This window comes from Pseudomonas sp. P4_B4 (genome assembly GCF_056402255.1).
On record NZ_JBFUHS010000008.1, the window covers coordinates 126,544 to 144,035 of the forward strand.

Here is a 17,492-nt window from a genome sequence, read left to right on the forward strand (position 1 = left end):
GAAACGGTCAGTGGGCGAACAACGAATTGCCCTTCTGCCCCGCCAGTTTCTCCGGCTTGATCAGGAACCGCGCCAGTGCCGGCAACAGCCACAGTGCACCGAACATGTTCCACAACAGCATGAAGGTCAGCATCAGCCCCATGTCGGCCTGGAACTTGATGGCCGAGAAGATCCAGGTGCACACACCGATGGCCAGGCACAGACCGGTGAACAGCACCGCCTTACCGGTGGACTTCAGCGTCTGGTAGTACGCCTCTTGCAGCGGCAGGCCGGCACGCAGGAAGCTTTCCAGGCGGCTGTAGATGTAGATGCCGTAGTCCACGCCAATCCCCACCCCGAGCGCCACGACCGGCAGGGTCGCCACTTTCACGCCGATGCCCATGAAGGCCATCAGGGCGTTGCCGAGTACCGAGGTCAGCACCAGGGGCAGCACGATGCACAAGGTCGCCGCCCACGAACGGAATGTGATCATGCACATGACCGCCACACAGATGTACACCAGGACCAGGATGGTCAGTTCGGACTTCTTGATCACCTCGTTGGTGGCCGCCTCGATCCCGGCGTTACCGGCCGCGAGGATGAACTCCAGGCCTTCCTTGTTGTTTTCCTTGGCGAACTCCTGCACCGCATGCACCGCGCGATCCAGGGTCTCGGCCTTGTGATCGTTGAGGAACACCAGCACCGGCGCCAGGGAACAGCTGTTGTTGTACAGGCCGTCAGCGCGGGCAATGGAGTTGTTCAGTACGTCAGGGTTACGCGATAGGGTTTCCCATTTCAGGTTGCCCTCGTTCATGCCCTTGATCATCTGCTTGGACACGGTCACCAGGGAAATCGCCGACTGCACGCCCTCGGTGTTCTGCATCTTCCACATCAGCTCGTCGATCGGCGCCATGGCTTCGTAGCGCGAGCAGCCTTCGGACTTGGTCTTGACCATCACCACCAATACGTCGGAACTGGTGGAGTAATTGTTGATGATGAAGTTGTTGTCCTTGTTGTAGCGCGAGTCCGGACGCAGCTCCGGGGCACCCTGGTCGAGGTCGCCGATTTTCAGGTTCTGGCTGTACCAGAGGCCGCCGCCAAAGGCGATCAGCGCCAGCAGAATGGAAACCGGTGCAACTTTGGCGCTGGCGAAATTCGCCAGCAGGCGCCAGAACGGGTGTTCGCGCACCGCATCTTTCTTGCTGCGCTCGACAGCACGCTTGCTGATGCCGACATAGGAAATCGCCACCGGCAGCAGGATCAGGTTGGTGAACACGATCACCGCCACGCCGATGGACGCGCCGATGGCCAGTTCACGGATCACACCGATATCGATGATCAGCAGTGTGATGAAACCCACGGCATCGGCGAGGATCGCGATCATCCCCGGCAGGAACAATTGACGGAACGTACGGCGCGCCGCCGTCAGGGCGTTGTCCGCTTCACTCGATTGCAGGGCGATCCCGTTGATCTTCTGTACGCCGTGGGAAATACCGATGGCGAAGATCAGGAACGGCACCAGCATCGAATAGGGGTCGAGCCCGAAGCCGAAGAAGTGCATCAAGCCCAGTTGCCAGACCACTGCCACCAAAGTCGTGCTCAACACGGCGACGGTACTGCGCAGGCAGTTGGTGAACCACAGCAAGAGGATCAGGGTGATGACGAAGGCGACTCCGAAGAACATCACCACCATCACCAGGCCATCGATCAGGTCACCGACTTTCTTGGCGAAACCGACGATGTGGATCTTCACATTCGGGTTCTGCGCTTCGAACTTGGTGCGGATCTTGTCTTCAAGCTCGTGGGAGAACTGGCGATAGTCCAACGCCAGCAGCTTGCCCTGGTCTTGCGGGTCCGGGTAGGACTCCAGCAACGGAATGTCGACGATGCTCGACTTGAAATCGTTGGACACCAACCGCCCGACCTGACCGGACTTGAGCACGTTGTTGCGCAACAAATCGAGGCTGGCCTGGGAACCGTTGTAGCTCTGCGGAATCACTTCACCGCCGGCGAAGCCCTCTTCCGTCACTTCGGTCCAGCGAACGCTCGGGCTCCACAGCGACTTGAGGCCGGAACGGTCGACACCGGAGATGTAGAACACCTCGTCGTTGATCTGACGCAGGGTCTCCATGTACTCCTTGGAGAAGATGTCGCCATCGGTGGCTTCCACCGAGATCCGCACGGTGTTGCCCAGGTTCGCCAGATCGTTGCGGTGCTCCATCATCTTCTGGATGAAGGGATGCTCCAGCGGGATCATTTTTTCGAAACTGGTGGACGGACGGATCAGCGTGGCCTGCCAGAACAGGAAAATGCTGACCATCAGGCAGATGAAGATCACTGCCGGACGGTTATTGAAGATCAGGCGCTCGAGGAACGTCGCCTTGTCCTGGTGATGAGTACTCAAGGAAGTCATAGCTCCGCCTTCTTATTATTAACTCGGCTCATTTACCCGACTCGGTACCGTTCGGCGAAGTGACGCGAACGCCGCCCTGCCCGGCCAGAACCAAATTGCCATTGCCTGCCGCAGTCACTGCCGAGACCGAAATACGGTCCGGACGGTTGACCACCTTGAAGGTTTCGCCATTGTCGCTGCTGCGAATCACCGAGCCGCCGTTGCCGACGATCACGATGGAACCATCGTCGAGCAGCGTGCCGCCGGACAGCCCGAACTCCAGGTCGCCACGTTCAGCCTTGAGCTCGACTTGCTCCCAGGTGGTGCCGAAATCCGTGGAACGGTAAAGGTTGCCGCGCAGTCCGTAGGCCAGCAGCGTATTGGGCTGCGCCGTGCCGATCACGCCGAACAGCGAGCCTTCGTACGGACCTTCGAGTTTCTCCCAGGTCTGGCCCCAGTCCGCGGAGCGGAACATGCTGCCCTGCTCGCCGACGATGAACAGCCCGGCGTCCTTGACCGCGGCAATCGCGTTCAGGTGGTACTGGTCTTCGTTATCGAGGCGGTCGCTGGCGTCTTCCCAATGCTTGCCACCATCGGTGGTTTCCATCAGCGAGCCGTAAGCGCCCACGGCAAAGCCGCTGTCGACGTCCTTGAACCAGACATCGAGCAACGGCGATTCGCGTTTCAGATCTTCGAATTGCTTGGTCCAGGTCGCGCCGCCGTCCTCGCTGGCGAGGATCTGCGCGTCATGGCCGACGGCCCAGCCGTGCTTGTCGTCGACGAAAAACACCGACGTCAGCAGGGCCCTGGTCGGGACCTTGGCCTGGGTCCAGGTAGCGCCCTGGTCATCGGAATACAGGATGTGCCCACGATCCCCGACCGCCACCAGGCGCTTGCCGGCGTGGACGACATCGAGCATCAGGCTTTTGGCAGCCTTGGCAGATTCAATGGAATAAACAACGTCGGATGCTGGCGCCGCCGCGGCCAGCGCGGGTGCCGACAGCATGGCAGAGCCCAACAGCGAGAGCGCTGTGGCCAGCAACGCGAATTTGCGTAATGCCGGCGGGCGGCAGATACCCACACCCATGACAGGCTCACTCATAGACCTTCCCCCATTATTATTGTTAGGTCGTTCAACCTTTCTGGGCGCCGCAAGGGTGCATGTCTGGACCGGCTGTTTCAGAGCATAGTCCTGAAACCCGCAATCCAGAGCCCCTTCGGAAGCTGGCTTATCCTATCGGTGTTTTTTAATGTCTGACAATCGACGCCACGTTATCTTTTGTTAACCGGGGGGATGCGTGCTTGTCCTGAATGATTGGGTATCAGGTGGGGTGATTGCGGTTTTGGGGTGGGTGGTTGTGTTCAGTGTTCGGAGTACATATCCGTTGCTGCGGTAATGGCTGCTGACGCTTTCGCTCCCACAGGGTTCTGTGTCGCTTAACCGCTCACCCTGACGGGTCCTCCACAATCGACCACCTGTGCAAGAATGGACGACAGCTATAGCGAATTGGCGCAGGACTCCCAGATGAACGCAACACCGACCGCCAGCGATGCCCAGGCCTTGATCGCCCGATTCGACTGGGCAAGCAGCCCGCTGGGCGCTGCCAGCACTTGGCCACAAAGCCTGCGAACCGCCGTGGACATCGTCATTCACTCACCGATGCCGATGCTGCTGCTATGGGGCCCACAACTGACGCAGATCTATAACGACGGCTTCGCCCTGCTCGCCGGAAGCAAACATCCACACGCTTTCGGACAGCCGGCACACTTGATATGGCCAGAGTTGAAAGACTTTACCGACCCGATCTACAGCGCCGTCCTGCAAGGTCAGGTACGAACCTACAGCGAGCAGCGCTTTACCCTGCAACGCGGGGACCGGGAATCCGACTTCTGGCTCGACCTGACCTACAGCCCGATCCGCGACGAGGGTGCCGAGGTGGCCGGGATCCTGGTCACCGCCATCGAAACCAACGAACGCCGGCGCATCGCCCTCGAACTCGAACAGCGCTCGGCGGCCAGCCTCAAGGCCCAGCGTGAAACCGAGGAGCGCCTGCAACTGGCCCTCGCCGCCACCGATGCGGTCGGTACCTGGGACTGGGACATCAGCGAGGACCGTTTCATCGCCGATGCGCATTTTGCCCAGTTGCACGGCATCGACCCGGCCATGGCCAGTCAATTGCCGATCAGTGAGTACCTGCACGGCGTACACCCCGAAGACCGCGCCCTAATCGCCCGCAGCATCAAGCATTGCATCACCCACGGCAGCGAATACGCCGAGGAATATCGCCTGCTGCAAACCGACGGCCAGATGCGCTGGGTGTTTGCCCGAGGTCGCTGCTACAAGGATCACCACGGCCGGCCGATGCGTTTCCTCGGCGCCGCCCTGGACCTGACCGAACGCAAACACACCGAACAGGCCCTGCGCCAGAGCCAGACCGAGCTGCAACTGATCATCAACGCCATGCCGATCCTGATCAGCTACGTCGACCGCGAAGAACGCTTTCGCCTGAACAATGCGGCGTACCTCGACTGGTACGGGCTGACGCCGCAAGAGCTTTACGGACGAACCATTCTTGAAGTGCTCGGCGAAGAAGCCTATGCGCTGCGCGCCCCGCACATCACTGAGGCGCTGTCCGGCCGGCCCTGCTGCTTCAGCATCAGCACGCCACACCGCGACGGCAGCATCCGCCAGGCCTTGATGAATTACCTGCCACGCCACGGCGCGGATGGCGCGGTGAACGGTTTCTACATCTTCGTGATCGACGAAACCGAACGCAAAAAGACCGAAGAAGCCCTGCGCAACCTCAACGAAACCCTTGAGGAACGGGTTGCCGCCCGCACCGGTCAACTGGCCGAGGCCAACGAACGTCTGCAAAACGAGATGTTCGAGCGTGAGCGTGCCGAAGACGCCTTGCGCCATGCGCAGAAAATGGATGCGGTCGGCCAACTTACCGGCGGCATCGCCCATGACTTCAACAACATGCTCACCGGCATCATCGGCAGCCTCGACCTGATGCAACGCTACATTGCCGACGGCCGCGCCAGCGAGATAGGCAGGTTTACCGAAGCGGCCGTGTCCTCGGCCAACCGTGCCGCCGCCCTCACCCATCGCTTGCTGGCGTTCTCCCGGCGTCAGTCGCTCAACCGCAAGCCGCTGAACCCCAACGAGTTGATTCACTCGCTCGTGGACTTGTTCAGGCGTACCAAGGGCGACCATATCGAGCTCAACCTGCAACTGGCCGAGAACATCTGGCGGGTCAGCACCGATGTCAGCCAGCTGGAAAACGCCTTGCTCAACCTGGTGATCAATGCCCGGGACGCCATGCCCGATGGCGGCGAGTTGCAGATCGAAACGGCCAATGTGTACCTCGACGGCAACGACATCACGACCCTGGAACCGGTCAAGGCCGGCGACTACGTGATGATTGCCGTCAGCGACAACGGCACCGGCATGACGCCCTCGGTGCTGGCCAAGGCATTCGACCCGTTCTTCACCACCAAGCCCATCGGCCAGGGCACCGGTTTGGGCTTGTCGATGATTTACGGTTTCGCCCAGCAAACGGGGGGCCATGTCAGTCTGTTCAGCCTGCCCGGACGGGGCACCAGCGTGCGCTTGTACCTGCCGCGCCTGCATTCGACCGAGCCGGAAAAAGTCCTGTCGCCCGTCATTGGCGAGGCACCGGCGGCGATTGCCGGCGAAACCGTGATGCTGGTCGAGGACGATGCGGCGGTGCGCATGCTGGTACTGGACCTGCTCAGGGAACTCGGTTACCGCGCCCATGAAGCCGAAGATGCCAAGGGCGCACTGCCGGTGCTGGAGTCGGACCTGCGGGTGGACCTGCTGGTGACCGACGTCGGGTTGCCGGGCATGAACGGCCGCCAACTGGCGGAAATCGCCCGTCAGCATCGTCCCGAATTGAAAGTACTGTTCATGACCGGTTACGCCGAGATCGCCGCCGAGCGCCAGGGTTTCCTCGAAGAAGGCATGGACATGGTGGCCAAGCCGTTTTCCATCGACCTGCTGGCCAACAAGATTCGCACGATGATCAGTCAACCGGACTGAGTTGAGGCATAATCGCGCGCCCCCGCTGCCACCCACATAGCCACCACCGTTGCAAGGTACCGCCACATGAAAGCTCAAGCCCGCCATATTCTGGTGAAAACCTCGGAAGAAGCCGAGCAGCTCAAACAACGCATCGCCAAGGGCGAAGCGTTCGACGTGCTGGCCAAGAAGTACTCGACCTGCCCATCGGGCAAGCGCGGCGGCGATCTCGGTGAAGTGCGGCCGGGGCAGATGGTCGGCGTGATCGATGCGGTGATCTTCAAGAAACCGCTCCGGGTGGTGCATGGGCCGATCAAGAGCAAGTTCGGGTATCACCTGGTGCAGGTGTTTTACCGGGATTGAGTGGCTGGCCAGGCCCCTGTGGCGAGGGGGCAAGCCCCCTCGCCACAAAAGCTCCTTCGCCACAGATAATGGATTCAATCTCTGGGAATCAGCGCCCCAGGCACCTGAATCACCCGGCTCGCCAACCGATGCCCGGCCTCGGCAGCTTGCGAAGGGCTGCCGCCCTTGAGCCGCGAAGCCAGATACGCCGCGCTGAACGAATCCCCCGCCGCCGTGGTGTCCACCACCCGCTCGACCTTCTGCGCCGGCACCTCGAATGACTCTCCATCACAACGAATCAGGCACGCTTGGGCGCCGCGCTTGAGCACCACTTCTGGCGTACCGATCTGCTCATACGCGGCAAACACCGCGTCACAATCGGCATAACCAAACAACGCCTGTTCGTCATCCACCGTCAGCAACGCCAGATCAACCTGCGGTAGCACACGGCGATACGCCGCCCGGGCATCCTCGACCGAAGCCCACAGCCTTGGCCGGTAGTTGTTGTCGAACACGATCCGCGCATCGCGCTGGCGTGCTTCGATCAGGGTTTCCAGCAGTTTTTCCCGACCTTGCACGCCGAGTACCGCCAGGGTGATGCCGCTGAAGTACAGCACGTCGTAATCCGGCAGCGCCGCGAGGATCGGCGCGGCGGCCGGGGTGGTGAAGCAATCGCGGACTGCCGCTTCGTTGCGCCAGTACAGAAAGCGTCGCTCACCGGCGGCGTCAGTCTGGATGCAATACAAACCCGGCAGGCGTCCGGGCAGGCGCTGAACCATGTCGAGCCCGATATTTTCCGCCGCCCAACTCTGGCACATCGCGTCGCTGAAACTGTCATCGCCCAGGGCGGTAACGTAATCCACAGCGCCGTCCTCTCCCAGTTCCCGGGACAGGTACACGGCCGTATTCAAGGTGTCGCCGCCGAAGCTTTGTTGCAGGCTGCCGTCGGCGCGATGCTGCAACTCGATCATGCACTCGCCGATCAGGGCGATGCGTGGAGTGTTGGGGCCCAGAGTGTTGATGGTGTTCATACGCGGATTTCTCTTTTGTCTGGTAGGGCCTCTTCGTCGGATCGCCGCCCGGAGCAAGCCCGTTCCCACATTGGATCTTCGGTGTACACAAAACCCTGTGGGAGCGGGCTTGCTCGCGAAAGCCGCGCCGCGGTTTCAGTCTTAGAAACAGGTCTCCATGGTCTCGATGACGTTCAGTTGCTCATCCACCAGACAGCCGACACGCCACTTGTCGAACGTCAGGCACGGGTGCGAAGTGCCGAACGAAATGATGTCACCCACCCGCAGATCAACCCCCGGCGCCACGGTCATGAACGCATGCTGGTCCATCACCGCGGTCACTTTGCAGGCGCTCACATCATCGCCCTTGGCCGGCACCACGCCCGCCTTGTAACGCAGCAATGGCACCGGCAAACCGGCGTCGTAGGCCACGTCGCGTTTACCCAGGGCAATCACCGCAAACCCCGGTTCCGGCAACGACTGCACGTGCGCCCACACTTCCAGCGCCGGACGCAGGCCTTCGTGCAGGTCGCTGCGACGGTCGAGTACGCAGCACTGCGCTTCCTTGTAGATGCCATGATCGTGGGCCACGTAACTGCCGGGACGCAGCACGCTGAGGAAACGCCCGGCGGCGTTTTGTGCTTCGAAGGACTCGGCAATCAGGTCATACCAGGCCGAACCCGACGCAGTGATGATCGGTTTGGCAATGGCGAACGCACCGCTGTCCTGCAATTGCACCGCCAGGCGCACCAGTGAAGCGGCGAAATCGCGAATGCCGGTCACGGCGTGATCGCCATGAATCACGCCTTCGTAGCCTTCGATCCCGGTCAGGGCCAGCGCCGGTTGCGCAGCGATGGCCTTGGCCAGATCGAGTACTTCCTGCTCGCTGCGGCAACCGCAACGACCACCGACCACGCCGTATTCGATCATGACATTCAGGCGCACGCCGCGGGAGGCGAAATAGGCGCCGAGGTCGGCGACGTTGTCCGGGTGATCGACCATGCAATAGAAGTCGAACGTCGGGTCGGCCAGCAGGTCGGCGATCAACGCCATGTTCGGCGTGCCGACCAACTGGTTGGCCATCAGCACCCGGCGCACACCATGGGCGTAGGCCGCACGGGTTTGCGTGGCGCTGGCCAGGGTAATGCCCCAGGCACCGGCGTCCAGTTGGCGCCGGAACAACGCCGGGGTCATGCTGGTTTTGCCATGGGGCGCCAGTTCGGCTCCGCTGTCGCTGACGAACGCCTGCATCCAGCGAATATTGTGTTCCAGCGCCTCGCGGTGCAGTACCAGCGCAGGCAGGCTGACGTCACGCACCAGGCTGGCGCCCATGGGCGCGGTGCCTTTTTCCACGGTGGCAGTATTGGGGGCAGAAGACATGGTCGAACTCCTCGTTCACGCGGCCGCTGGCAGCCGCTGTTATTCGTTGATGCGACGGGCCAGGCTGTTGGCGCTTTCGATCAGCACCCGGCGGTAGTCGTTGTAGTTTTTCTTCGCATCGGCCCGTGGGGCGACGATGCACAGGGTCGCGATGGCCACGCCGCCGGGGTCTTTGACCGGAGCGGCGAAGCAATGGGTAAAGGTGTCGGCGACGCTATCGAAGGAAAAGAAACCATCGATACCGGCCTGACGGATTTCCTTGAGAAATTGCTCCAGAGGCAAGCGTTCGCCATCGGGCAGGATGAAGTCGTCGCGGTCGATCAGGTCGACGATTGCCTGGTCGCTCAGGTGCGCCAGCAACAGGCGCCCGGAGGCGGTCCAGGGAATGGGCGCGTTTTCGCCGATGTCCGAGGAAATGCGGAAATGCCGCTCCCCCTCCTTCATCAGCGCAACGGTGTACTTGCGCCCGTTGAGCAGGCACATCTGCGCCGTTTCATGGGTCTGGCTGACGATTTCCTGCAAGGCGTGATCGGCCTCGCGGGTCAGGTCGAAATGGCGCAGGTGTGCCTGCCCGAGAAAATACAACTGACGACCGAGGTAGACATGACCGTCCTTGCCTACCGGCTCCAGGATGCGCCGTTCCAGCAGCGAGGCCACCAGTTCGTAGACCGTGGATTTGGGGCTGCCGATGCCGTTGGCGATGTCGTTCGGGCGCAGGGGCTGGCCGATCTCCTTGAGGAAATCGAGGATATCGAACGCCCGGTCCAGACCGCGTGCCCGGCGCTTGATGGTGTCTTCGGTCATTTCAGTGGTTCCCATTCATAGTCGCCGGGAGTTTACCGAGAGTGGTGGGTTGATCGTTAGGCCGCCTTCGCGAGCAGGCTCGCTCCCACATTGGAATGCGTTTCCCTGTGGGAGCGAGCCTGCTAGCGATGAAGCCACCTCGGTTCAAGCCTTTTTCTTGTAAGCAATGCAGTCGATCTCGACCTTGCAGTCGACCATCATGTTCGCCTGTACACAGGCTCGCGCCGGGGCGTGTTCAGGCTTGAAGTACTCGGAGAAGACCTTGTTGAAACTCGTGAAATCCCGCGGATCCTCCAGCCACACGCCAGCACGCACCACGTCTTCCAGGCCGAAACCTGCCTCTTCGAGAATCGCGATCAGGTTCTTCATGGTCTGGTGGGTCTGTTCGACAATGCCGCCAGTAATGATCTCGCCGTCCACCGCCGGCACCTGCCCGGAAACGTGCAACCAGCCATCGGCTTCAACGGCGCGGGCGAAAGGGCGAGGCTGACCGCCAGCGGCGGTGCTGCCGGTGCCGTAACGAGTAATGCTCATGGGTGTTTCTCCTGATTGAAATAGAAGGTTAAAAACGGGTGCTTTTGAGAAATTCCGCCAGTCGTGGCGACTGCGGGCGTTCGAACAGTTCCTTGGGCGGCCCCTGCTCTTCGATACGCCCCTGATTCATGAAAACGATCTTGTCCGAGACCTCGAACGCAAAGCGCATTTCGTGGGTCACCAGCAGCATGGTCATGCCGTCTTCGGCCAGGCCTTTGATCACGCTCAACACTTCGCCCACCAGTTCCGGATCGAGGGCCGAGGTCACTTCGTCGAACAGCATCAGGCTCGGGTTCATCGCAATCGCCCGGGCGATCGCCACGCGCTGCTGCTGACCGCCGGACAACTGACCGGGAAAGTGATCGCGACGTTCCAGCAGGCCGACGCGCTCCAGCCATTTCTCGGCCAGGGACACCGCCTCGTCCTTGTGCAGCTTCTTGACCTTGAGCAGGCCCAGGGTGACGTTCTGCAATGCAGTCAGGTGCGGAAACAGGTTGAACTGCTGGAACGCCATGCCGGTCATGGCGCGATGGCGGGCAATGACTCTTTCCGGGTGGCGAATGCGTTTGCCGTTGACCTCGTCATAACCGATGGATTCGCCGTCGAGCAGAATCTGCCCGCCCTGGAACTCTTCGAGCATGTTCACGCAGCGCAGCAGCGTGGTCTTGCCCGATCCGCTGGAGCCGATCAACGTCACCACGTTGCCGCGCTGCATGCTCAGGTCCACGCCCTTGAGCACTTCGAGCTGATCGTAACGCTTGTGCAGGCCGCGAATGTCCAGCAGCGGTTGGCCGTTTTGTGCATTGGTTGGAGTCTGAGTCATGGCAAAGCCACCCGCTTTTCAATGTGCCGGCCGAGTAACTCGATGCCGTAGTTGATGACGAAGAACAGGAAACCGGCGAACAGGTAAAACTCCAGGGTCATGAAAGTCCGGGCAATGATCTGCTGGGTACTGAGCAGCAATTCCGCCACGCCGATCACCGACAACAGGGTCGAGGCCTTGACGATCTCGGTGGACGAGTTGACCCAGGTCGGCAGGATCTGCCGCAATGCCTGGGGCAACAGCACGTAACCGAGGGCCTGGTAGAACGTCAGGCCGATGGCCTTGCTCGCCTCCATCTGCCCGAGCGGCAATGCCTGCAATGCACCGCGCACGATCTCGGCGACATGGGAGCCGCAGAACAGCGTCAAACCCAGTGCACCGGCCTGGAACGCGCTGATCTGCCAGCCGAGTGCCGGCGCCATGTAGAAGCACGCCAGCACCAGCACGAACACCGGCGTACCGCGAATCACATCAACATAAAAACGAAACGGCGCGCGCATCCAGAATTTGCCGTAGGTCAGCACCAACCCGGTGACGACGCCAACGAGCGTGCCGAGCACAATCGCCAGCACCGACACCTGGACACTGGTCAGAAAGCCCTGCCACAGCACCTCTCGCGCCACCCACAACTCATGCAACCAACTGGGGGATTCGTACATGGGGGCCTCCTATCGGCGAATCGCCAGACGCTGTTCGAGGTAACGCAGCATCATGGCAATGAGGTAACAGGCCGCCACATACAGCGCCGTGGTCACCAGCCAGGTTTCAATCACCCGGTAGCTCTCGACATTGATCTTGCGCGCGTAATAGGTCAGCTCAGGTACGGCAATCGCGGCCGCCAGCGAGGTGTCCTTGAACAGCGAAATGAAGTTGTTCGACAGCGCCGGCAACACATTGCGCAGCATCACCGGCACGGTGACGTAGGCCTTGACCTGCCACTCACCGAGGCCAATGGCCAACCCTGCTTCACGCAGACCCTTGGGAATGCTCAGCAAACCGCCGCGGAACACTTCAGTCAGGTACGCCCCGGCATACAGCGACAGGGTGATGATGAACGAGGGGATCTTGTCCAGGCGGATCCCCAGGCTTGGCAACGCAAAGTAGATCAACAGGATCAACACCAGGATCGGCGTGTTACGAATCACCGTGACATACACCGACGCCAGCACCCGCAATGCGCGATGCTTGGACAGCAAGGCAAACGCCATCATCAGGCCGATCACGCAGCCGATGGCGATCGACACCAGGGCCAGTTCAAGACCCATACCGAGCCCCGCCAGCAAGGTGTCGAAATCGCGCCAGACGGCGGCAAAGTTCAACTGATAGTTCATGGTCAGCAGTACCTTGAGCGGGGCGCATTTGGGCGCCCTGCTCTCACGGGATCATTTGAATTCGACTGGGAAACCGATGGCCGGGGTCGGCAGGTCTACACCGAACCACTGTTTGAAGGACGCCGCGTAAGTCGGGAACTCAACGCCGGTCATGGCTTCGTGCAGAGTGGTGTTGACGAAGTTCAGCCAGTCCTGATCGCCGCGCTTGACCGCGCACGCATAGGTCTGCGGGCTCCAGGCGTAGGCCGGGCTGCGATAGCGGCCAGGGTTCTGCACCATCAGGTACTTCACCGAAGACTGGTCGGTGGCTGCCGCATCGGCGCGGCCGGAGTTCACGGCCTGGTACATCAGGTCCACGCTGTCGTACTGATCGACCTTGGCCTTGGGCAGCGCCTGATGCACCAGTTCTTCGGCATAGACGTTTTGCAGCACCGCCACGGTGAGACTGTCACCGGCGGCTTTCATGTCATCGATTTCCTTGTATTTGCTGTTCGCCGGCAGCAGCAGGCCGACACCTTCGCGGTAGTAAGGCAGGGTGAACGCCACTTGCTGCGCGCGGCTGGCCGTCACGGTGATGAACTGGCAACTGATGTCGACCTTGTCGGTCAGCAGGTTGGGAATCCGCGCATCGGACGACTGCACCACGTACTCAACCTTGGTCGGGTCGTTGAACAAACCCTTGGCGATCATGTGCCCGATATCGATATCGAAACCCTGCAACTTGCCGTCCGCGCCCTGGAAGTGCCACGGCGCGTTGGTGCTGCCGGTGCCTACAATCAGTTTGCCGCGGGCCAGAACGCTATCGAGCTTACTGTCCGCCGCCTGGGCTACACCCATGGCAGCGGCAGAAGCCGCGAACAGAAAAACACACGCTTTGAACAAGGAAGGACGGCGATGCATGGCAAGCACTCCAGGGTGATGTTTATTCCGCTATACCGGAACATGGTATGTAACAACGGAATAGACAGCAGAAAGTGTGCCACAGGATGTGGAGGGAATGTGAGGGAGATTGAAATTTGTTTTGAATCAGAGGGATGCGCGAGAGGAGGAAAAAACGTTACCAAACGCACGGGCAGACTGGCGCTACCGTTGGCTACAGGGAGGCGGGTATCTGGTTCACAATTGGGCGCACATGACCCCATTCGAAGCAAGACCTGCGAGCCAGGGCAGCCCATTGGGCAACTCCCATCCGACTGCCTTATTGCCCGGTCAACCGTAAAAATCCCGTGAGAAATGTGTTCACCGCAATACCTTTGTGTGACCAGTGTTGCCTGCACTGCCGGGCATGTGGAGGGCCGGTACGCTGATGATCAATCCGTCCTGACCTAGTGCTTGAATGACGTCATCACCCGCTCGGCATTTTCATCGCAGCTCATGCCTTCGGGCCGGGCCTGGATGGTGTCGATCCAGCCCAGCAACTGCGCCTTGCTATGGGCCAGGTGTCGTTGCATCTCTTCGATCTGCGCGATCTTGCGATGCAGGCCGGCCATCAACTCATCGTGCTTGAACGCGCCCGTCACATTATCCGGCAGTAACTGTTTGAGCTCTTCCAGGCTGAAACCCGCTTGTTGTGCGCATTGGATGATTTGCAGGGTCTGCAGCGCCTGTTGCGAGTAACGCCGATACCCGTTGGCAGAGCGCTCGACCTGCCGAATCAAGCCCTGAGACTCGTAAAAACGGATGCGCGATGCGGTCAACCCGCTCAACTGCGCCAATTCACCAATCTTCATTGCGGCCTCATTTCCCTGCTTGACATTAAAGTTAACTTTAAGCTTAGCCTCTGCTGATCATCACGAGGAGTCAAGCATGTCGCCCTTCCAAACATTGAATTTACCCAACGGCCAGACCATCGGCAATCGCATTGCCAAAGCCGCGATGGAAGAGAATCTCGCCAACACCGATCAAGTGCCCGATGAGGCGCTGCTTCGCCTGTATCAGGCTTGGGCCAAGGGTGAAGCCGGCTTGCTGCTGACCGGCAATGTGATGATCGACCGCCGCGCCATGACCGGCCCCGGCGGTGTAGCGCTGGAAGACGAGCGCCACCTGGAGCGCTTCCGCCAGTGGGCCAGCGTCGGTCGGGCCGGCGGTGCGCATTTCTGGGTGCAGCTCAATCATCCTGGCCGCCAGACCATGGCCAACCTCGGCCAGCAAGCGCTGGCGCCTTCGGCAGTTGCGCTGGACCTCGGCCAGTTCTCGAAGATGTTCGCCGAACCCAAGCCCATGACCGAGGACGATATCCAGGAGGTGATCCGACGCTTCGCCACCAGCGCCGCACTGGCGGAGAAAGCCGGTTTTACCGGTGTGCAGATCCACGCCGCCCACGGCTACCTGATCAGTCAGTTCCTTTCGCCGCTCACCAATCGGCGCACCGATCAATGGGGCGGCTCCCTGGAAAATCGTGCGCGCCTGCTGTTGTCCGTCGTCGAGGCGGTTCGCCAAGCGGTGTCGCCGCAATTTTGTGTGTCGGTAAAACTCAATTCGGCGGATTTCCAGCGCGGTGGTTTCGATGCCGATGATGCGCGGCAAGTGATCCAGTGGCTTAACGAACAACCGATCGACCTGCTGGAACTCTCCGGCGGCAGTTACGAAGCACCGGCCATGCAAGGCGAAGCGCGCGACGGCCGGACCCTGGCACGGGAGGCGTACTTTCTGGAAATGGCCGGCGAACTGGCCAGCGTGGCGCGGATGCCAGTGATGGTGACCGGCGGGATCCGGCGTTTGGCGATCGTCGAACAGGTGCTCGACAGCGGCCTTGCCATGGCCGGCATTGGCACCGCGCTGGCCGTGGAACCGCACCTGGTCAAGCAGTGGCGCGAAGGCCAGGACAGCCATCCGCAACTGCCGCCGATCCGCTGGAAGCGCAAGCCCCTGGCGGCGCTGGCGAGCATGGCGGTGGTCAAGTTCCAGCTGCATCGCTTGAGCCGTGGGCGCAAGCCCCGGCCTGAAGTCTCGGCGTTGTGGGCGTTGATTCTCGACCGGTTATACATTGGCAAGCGCACCCGGCAGTATCGGCAGGCGATGGGCAAGTGATCCGGAATTGATGTTGACTGACCCACCGCTTTCGCGGGCAAGTCGGATCGCCGCACCGCCGCTCCCACATTTGGAATGCGTTCCCCCCTGTGGGAGCGGGCTTGCTCGCGAAGAGGCCGGCCCGGGCAAAGGAGAGTTCAGCCTGGAAGCAGTTCGTCGATATGCCGGTATTCAGCCTGCAACTGCGCCGCCAACACCCTGCTGCGCCCAAGCCGGATCGGCCCACGCTCGATGTCGATCAGCAACCCCGGACACTCCAACACGGGCAACAACGGCCAGTCCTTTAGCCGGCCATCGGTCACCAGCAACAACCGCTGCTGCTCTGCCGGAAAACGCTTTTGTCGTACGGCAAGCCAGTGCCCCGCTTCGTTCAAAGCTGCCAGCAACGGCGTGCCGCCACCGGCGCCGAGGTCATCGAGCCAATGGCGCAACCCCGTCGAAGCCTTCAATCCCTGCACCTGCCACCTGGGTGCAGCACCGCTGGCCGTGAGCAGAGCCAGTCGCGCACGCTGGCGATAGGCATCGTCGAACAATTGCGCCAGCAAGCCTTTGGCATCGCTCAATGCCTGATGACGGCGGGTCGAAGCGGAGGCATCCACGATCACCAGCCACAGTTCATGGGGCGAGCGAGTGCGCAGGTGAAACAACAGGTCGTCGCGCTGACGCGGTCGGCCATTGAGCAAAGTGCCCGGCCAGTTGACCGAGCCGCTGCGTGCCGTGTGACGCTTGCCCTGTTTACCGTGGTCCAGCCGCCCGGCGCGGGGTCTGGCATTCGCCCCCGCGTCGGAGCGAGGACGAATGCCTAGAGCTTTTTTGGCCAGCTCGGCACTTCACGTCGTGCGCCGACCGCCAGCGCTTGGGCAGGCAATTCGCCCCACTGGCCCTGCCCTTCGCTCGGGTTGGCGTTCTGCGGCGCAGAAGGTTGCGCAGCCTGGGATGGCTGAGGCGCCGGTGCGCAATGCTCGCGACGACGATGGCGCAAGGCGAACTCGGCAACGGCGTCGATATCTTCCTCGGCGATCGCGTTCACCCCGCGCCAGGCGGCGTGCACCCGGGCGGCGCGCAGCCAGACCAGGTCGGCGCGCAAACCATCGACGCCAGCGGCAAAGCAGCGTTCGGTGATATACGCCAGTGCTTGATCGTCGAGGGGAATGTTCGGCAGTGCATTGCGTGCGTTCTGGCAACGTTCGCGCAGAGACGCCTGCGCGGATTCCCATTCGGCGCAGAAACCTTGCGGATCGTTGTCGAAATCCAGGCGACGGCGGATGATCTGACCGCGCTCGGCCGGCGCGGTGTGGCCACCGAGGGCGACATTCAAGCCGAAACGGTCAAGCAATTGCGGACGCAGTTCACCCTCTTCCGGATTCATGGTGCCAATCAGCACGAACTTCGCCGAATGCCGATGGGAAATGCCGTCACGCTCCACCAGATTGGTGCCKCTGGCGGCCACATCGAGCAACAGATCAACGAGGTGATCGGGCAACAGATTGACCTCGTCGACGTAGAGCACGCCACCGTCAGCCTTGGCCAGCACACCGGGGGAAAACTGTGCGCGACCTTCGCCCAGTGCCGCGTCAAGATCGAGGGTGCCGACCAGACGCTCTTCGGTGGCACCCAGCGGCAAGGTGACGAACTGACCGCTGGCCAGCAGGTCCGCCAGACCGCGGGCCAGGGTCGACTTGGCCATACCCCGCGGGCCTTCGATCAGCACGCCGCCGATCTTCGGGTCGATGGCGGTCAGGTACAGGGCCAGTTTCAAATCGTCGGCGCCGACCACGGCGGAGAGCGGGAAATGGGGGGTGTCGGTCATGTCAGGCGTCTCATC

General features: G+C 61.3%; 16 protein-coding genes. 3 read left to right on the forward strand and 13 right to left on the reverse strand.

The window, feature by feature from the left end:
* Positions 1–7: 7 nt before the first annotated feature.
* Positions 8–2,392 (reverse strand): efflux RND transporter permease subunit, encoded by a 2,385-nt coding sequence (locus AC1DVE_RS11980; protein WP_223460969.1) that lies wholly within the window; start codon positions 2,390–2,392, stop codon positions 8–10.
* 28 nt (positions 2,393–2,420) lie between these two features.
* Complete coding sequence (locus tag AC1DVE_RS11985; protein WP_223460968.1) at positions 2,421–3,473, reverse strand: WD40/YVTN/BNR-like repeat-containing protein; 1,053 nt, start codon at positions 3,471–3,473, stop codon at positions 2,421–2,423.
* A gap of 423 nt (positions 3,474–3,896) precedes the next feature.
* Between AC1DVE_RS11985 and AC1DVE_RS11990 the strand changes: the two genes are divergently transcribed.
* Positions 3,897–6,434, forward strand: coding sequence for a PAS domain-containing hybrid sensor histidine kinase/response regulator (locus AC1DVE_RS11990; RefSeq protein ID WP_223460966.1), 2,538 nt, complete (start codon positions 3,897–3,899; stop codon positions 6,432–6,434).
* A 66-nt stretch (positions 6,435–6,500) separates the two neighbouring features.
* Complete coding sequence (locus AC1DVE_RS11995; protein WP_007898282.1) at positions 6,501–6,776, forward strand: peptidylprolyl isomerase; 276 nt, start codon at positions 6,501–6,503, stop codon at positions 6,774–6,776.
* 74 nt (positions 6,777–6,850) lie between these two features.
* Here the strand turns inward: AC1DVE_RS11995 and AC1DVE_RS12000 are convergent, their stop codons facing one another.
* The 9 genes from AC1DVE_RS12000 to AC1DVE_RS12040 form a co-directional block, all read right to left on the reverse strand.
* Positions 6,851–7,786 (reverse strand): sugar kinase, encoded by a 936-nt coding sequence (locus AC1DVE_RS12000; protein WP_223460964.1) that lies wholly within the window; start codon positions 7,784–7,786, stop codon positions 6,851–6,853.
* Positions 7,787–7,927: 141 nt separating this feature from the next.
* Positions 7,928–9,145, reverse strand: a complete 1,218-nt coding sequence (locus AC1DVE_RS12005) for an amino acid deaminase (RefSeq protein ID WP_223460962.1) — start codon at positions 9,143–9,145, stop codon at positions 7,928–7,930.
* 39 nt (positions 9,146–9,184) lie between these two features.
* Positions 9,185–9,949 (reverse strand): IclR family transcriptional regulator, encoded by a 765-nt coding sequence (locus AC1DVE_RS12010; protein ID WP_223461251.1) that lies wholly within the window; start codon positions 9,947–9,949, stop codon positions 9,185–9,187.
* A gap of 144 nt (positions 9,950–10,093) precedes the next feature.
* Entirely contained in the window at positions 10,094–10,483 is a 390-nt protein-coding gene (locus tag AC1DVE_RS12015) for a RidA family protein (RefSeq protein ID WP_046038467.1), read from the reverse strand.
* A 28-nt stretch (positions 10,484–10,511) separates the two neighbouring features.
* Positions 10,512–11,306 carry an amino acid ABC transporter ATP-binding protein gene (locus AC1DVE_RS12020; RefSeq protein ID WP_223460960.1) on the reverse strand — a complete coding sequence of 265 codons (795 nt, stop codon included), beginning with the start codon at positions 11,304–11,306 and terminating at the stop codon, positions 10,512–10,514.
* Positions 11,303–11,965 (reverse strand): amino acid ABC transporter permease, encoded by a 663-nt coding sequence (locus AC1DVE_RS12025; protein WP_223460958.1) that lies wholly within the window; start codon positions 11,963–11,965, stop codon positions 11,303–11,305. Before AC1DVE_RS12025 ends, AC1DVE_RS12020 begins: the two co-directional genes overlap by 4 nt.
* 9 nt (positions 11,966–11,974) lie before the next feature.
* Entirely contained in the window at positions 11,975–12,637 is a 663-nt protein-coding gene (locus AC1DVE_RS12030) for an amino acid ABC transporter permease (protein ID WP_032829783.1), read from the reverse strand.
* A gap of 51 nt (positions 12,638–12,688) precedes the next feature.
* Positions 12,689–13,537 (reverse strand): transporter substrate-binding domain-containing protein, encoded by an 849-nt coding sequence (locus tag AC1DVE_RS12035; RefSeq protein ID WP_150753471.1) that lies wholly within the window; start codon positions 13,535–13,537, stop codon positions 12,689–12,691.
* Positions 13,538–13,962: 425 nt separating this feature from the next.
* On the reverse strand, positions 13,963–14,367 hold the full coding sequence (locus AC1DVE_RS12040) for a MerR family transcriptional regulator (protein ID WP_223532074.1): 405 nt from the start codon (positions 14,365–14,367) through the stop codon (positions 13,963–13,965).
* A gap of 76 nt (positions 14,368–14,443) precedes the next feature.
* Between AC1DVE_RS12040 and AC1DVE_RS12045 the strand changes: the two genes are divergently transcribed.
* Entirely contained in the window at positions 14,444–15,667 is a 1,224-nt protein-coding gene (locus AC1DVE_RS12045) for an NADH:flavin oxidoreductase/NADH oxidase family protein (RefSeq protein WP_223460955.1), read from the forward strand.
* Positions 15,668–15,804: 137 nt separating this feature from the next.
* On the opposite strand, the gene AC1DVE_RS12050 is transcribed toward AC1DVE_RS12045, so the two are convergent.
* Positions 15,805–16,350 (reverse strand): vWA domain-containing protein, encoded by a 546-nt coding sequence (locus tag AC1DVE_RS12050; protein WP_317848676.1) that lies wholly within the window; start codon positions 16,348–16,350, stop codon positions 15,805–15,807.
* Between the two features lie 119 nt (positions 16,351–16,469).
* On the reverse strand, positions 16,470–17,477 hold the full coding sequence (locus tag AC1DVE_RS12055) for a magnesium chelatase ATPase subunit I (RefSeq protein ID WP_477783948.1): 1,008 nt from the start codon (positions 17,475–17,477) through the stop codon (positions 16,470–16,472).
* Positions 17,478–17,492: the final 15 nt, after the last annotated feature.

Bases quoted from the DNA above. Each gene is read 5' to 3' on its own strand.
- AC1DVE_RS11990 (WP_223460966.1), top strand. From the start codon at position 3,897: ATGAACGCAACACCGACCGCCAGCGATGCCCAGGCCTTGATCGCCCGA.
- AC1DVE_RS12005 (WP_223460962.1), bottom strand. From the start codon at position 9,145: ATGTCTTCTGCCCCCAATACTGCCACCGTGGAAAAAGGCACCGCGCCC.
- AC1DVE_RS12045 (WP_223460955.1), top strand. From the start codon at position 14,444: ATGTCGCCCTTCCAAACATTGAATTTACCCAACGGCCAGACCATCGGC.
- AC1DVE_RS12030 (WP_032829783.1), bottom strand. From the start codon at position 12,637: ATGAACTATCAGTTGAACTTTGCCGCCGTCTGGCGCGATTTCGACACC.
- AC1DVE_RS12020 (WP_223460960.1), bottom strand. From the start codon at position 11,306: ATGACTCAGACTCCAACCAATGCACAAAACGGCCAACCGCTGCTGGAC.
- AC1DVE_RS11980 (WP_223460969.1), bottom strand. From the start codon at position 2,392: ATGACTTCCTTGAGTACTCATCACCAGGACAAGGCGACGTTCCTCGAG.
- AC1DVE_RS11995 (WP_007898282.1), top strand. From the start codon at position 6,501: ATGAAAGCTCAAGCCCGCCATATTCTGGTGAAAACCTCGGAAGAAGCC.
- AC1DVE_RS11985 (WP_223460968.1), bottom strand. From the start codon at position 3,473: ATGAGTGAGCCTGTCATGGGTGTGGGTATCTGCCGCCCGCCGGCATTA.
- AC1DVE_RS12025 (WP_223460958.1), bottom strand. From the start codon at position 11,965: ATGTACGAATCCCCCAGTTGGTTGCATGAGTTGTGGGTGGCGCGAGAG.
- AC1DVE_RS12010 (WP_223461251.1), bottom strand. From the start codon at position 9,949: ATGACCGAAGACACCATCAAGCGCCGGGCACGCGGTCTGGACCGGGCG.
- AC1DVE_RS12035 (WP_150753471.1), bottom strand. From the start codon at position 13,537: ATGCATCGCCGTCCTTCCTTGTTCAAAGCGTGTGTTTTTCTGTTCGCG.
- AC1DVE_RS12040 (WP_223532074.1), bottom strand. From the start codon at position 14,367: ATGAAGATTGGTGAATTGGCGCAGTTGAGCGGGTTGACCGCATCGCGC.
- AC1DVE_RS12015 (WP_046038467.1), bottom strand. From the start codon at position 10,483: ATGAGCATTACTCGTTACGGCACCGGCAGCACCGCCGCTGGCGGTCAG.
- AC1DVE_RS12000 (WP_223460964.1), bottom strand. From the start codon at position 7,786: ATGAACACCATCAACACTCTGGGCCCCAACACTCCACGCATCGCCCTG.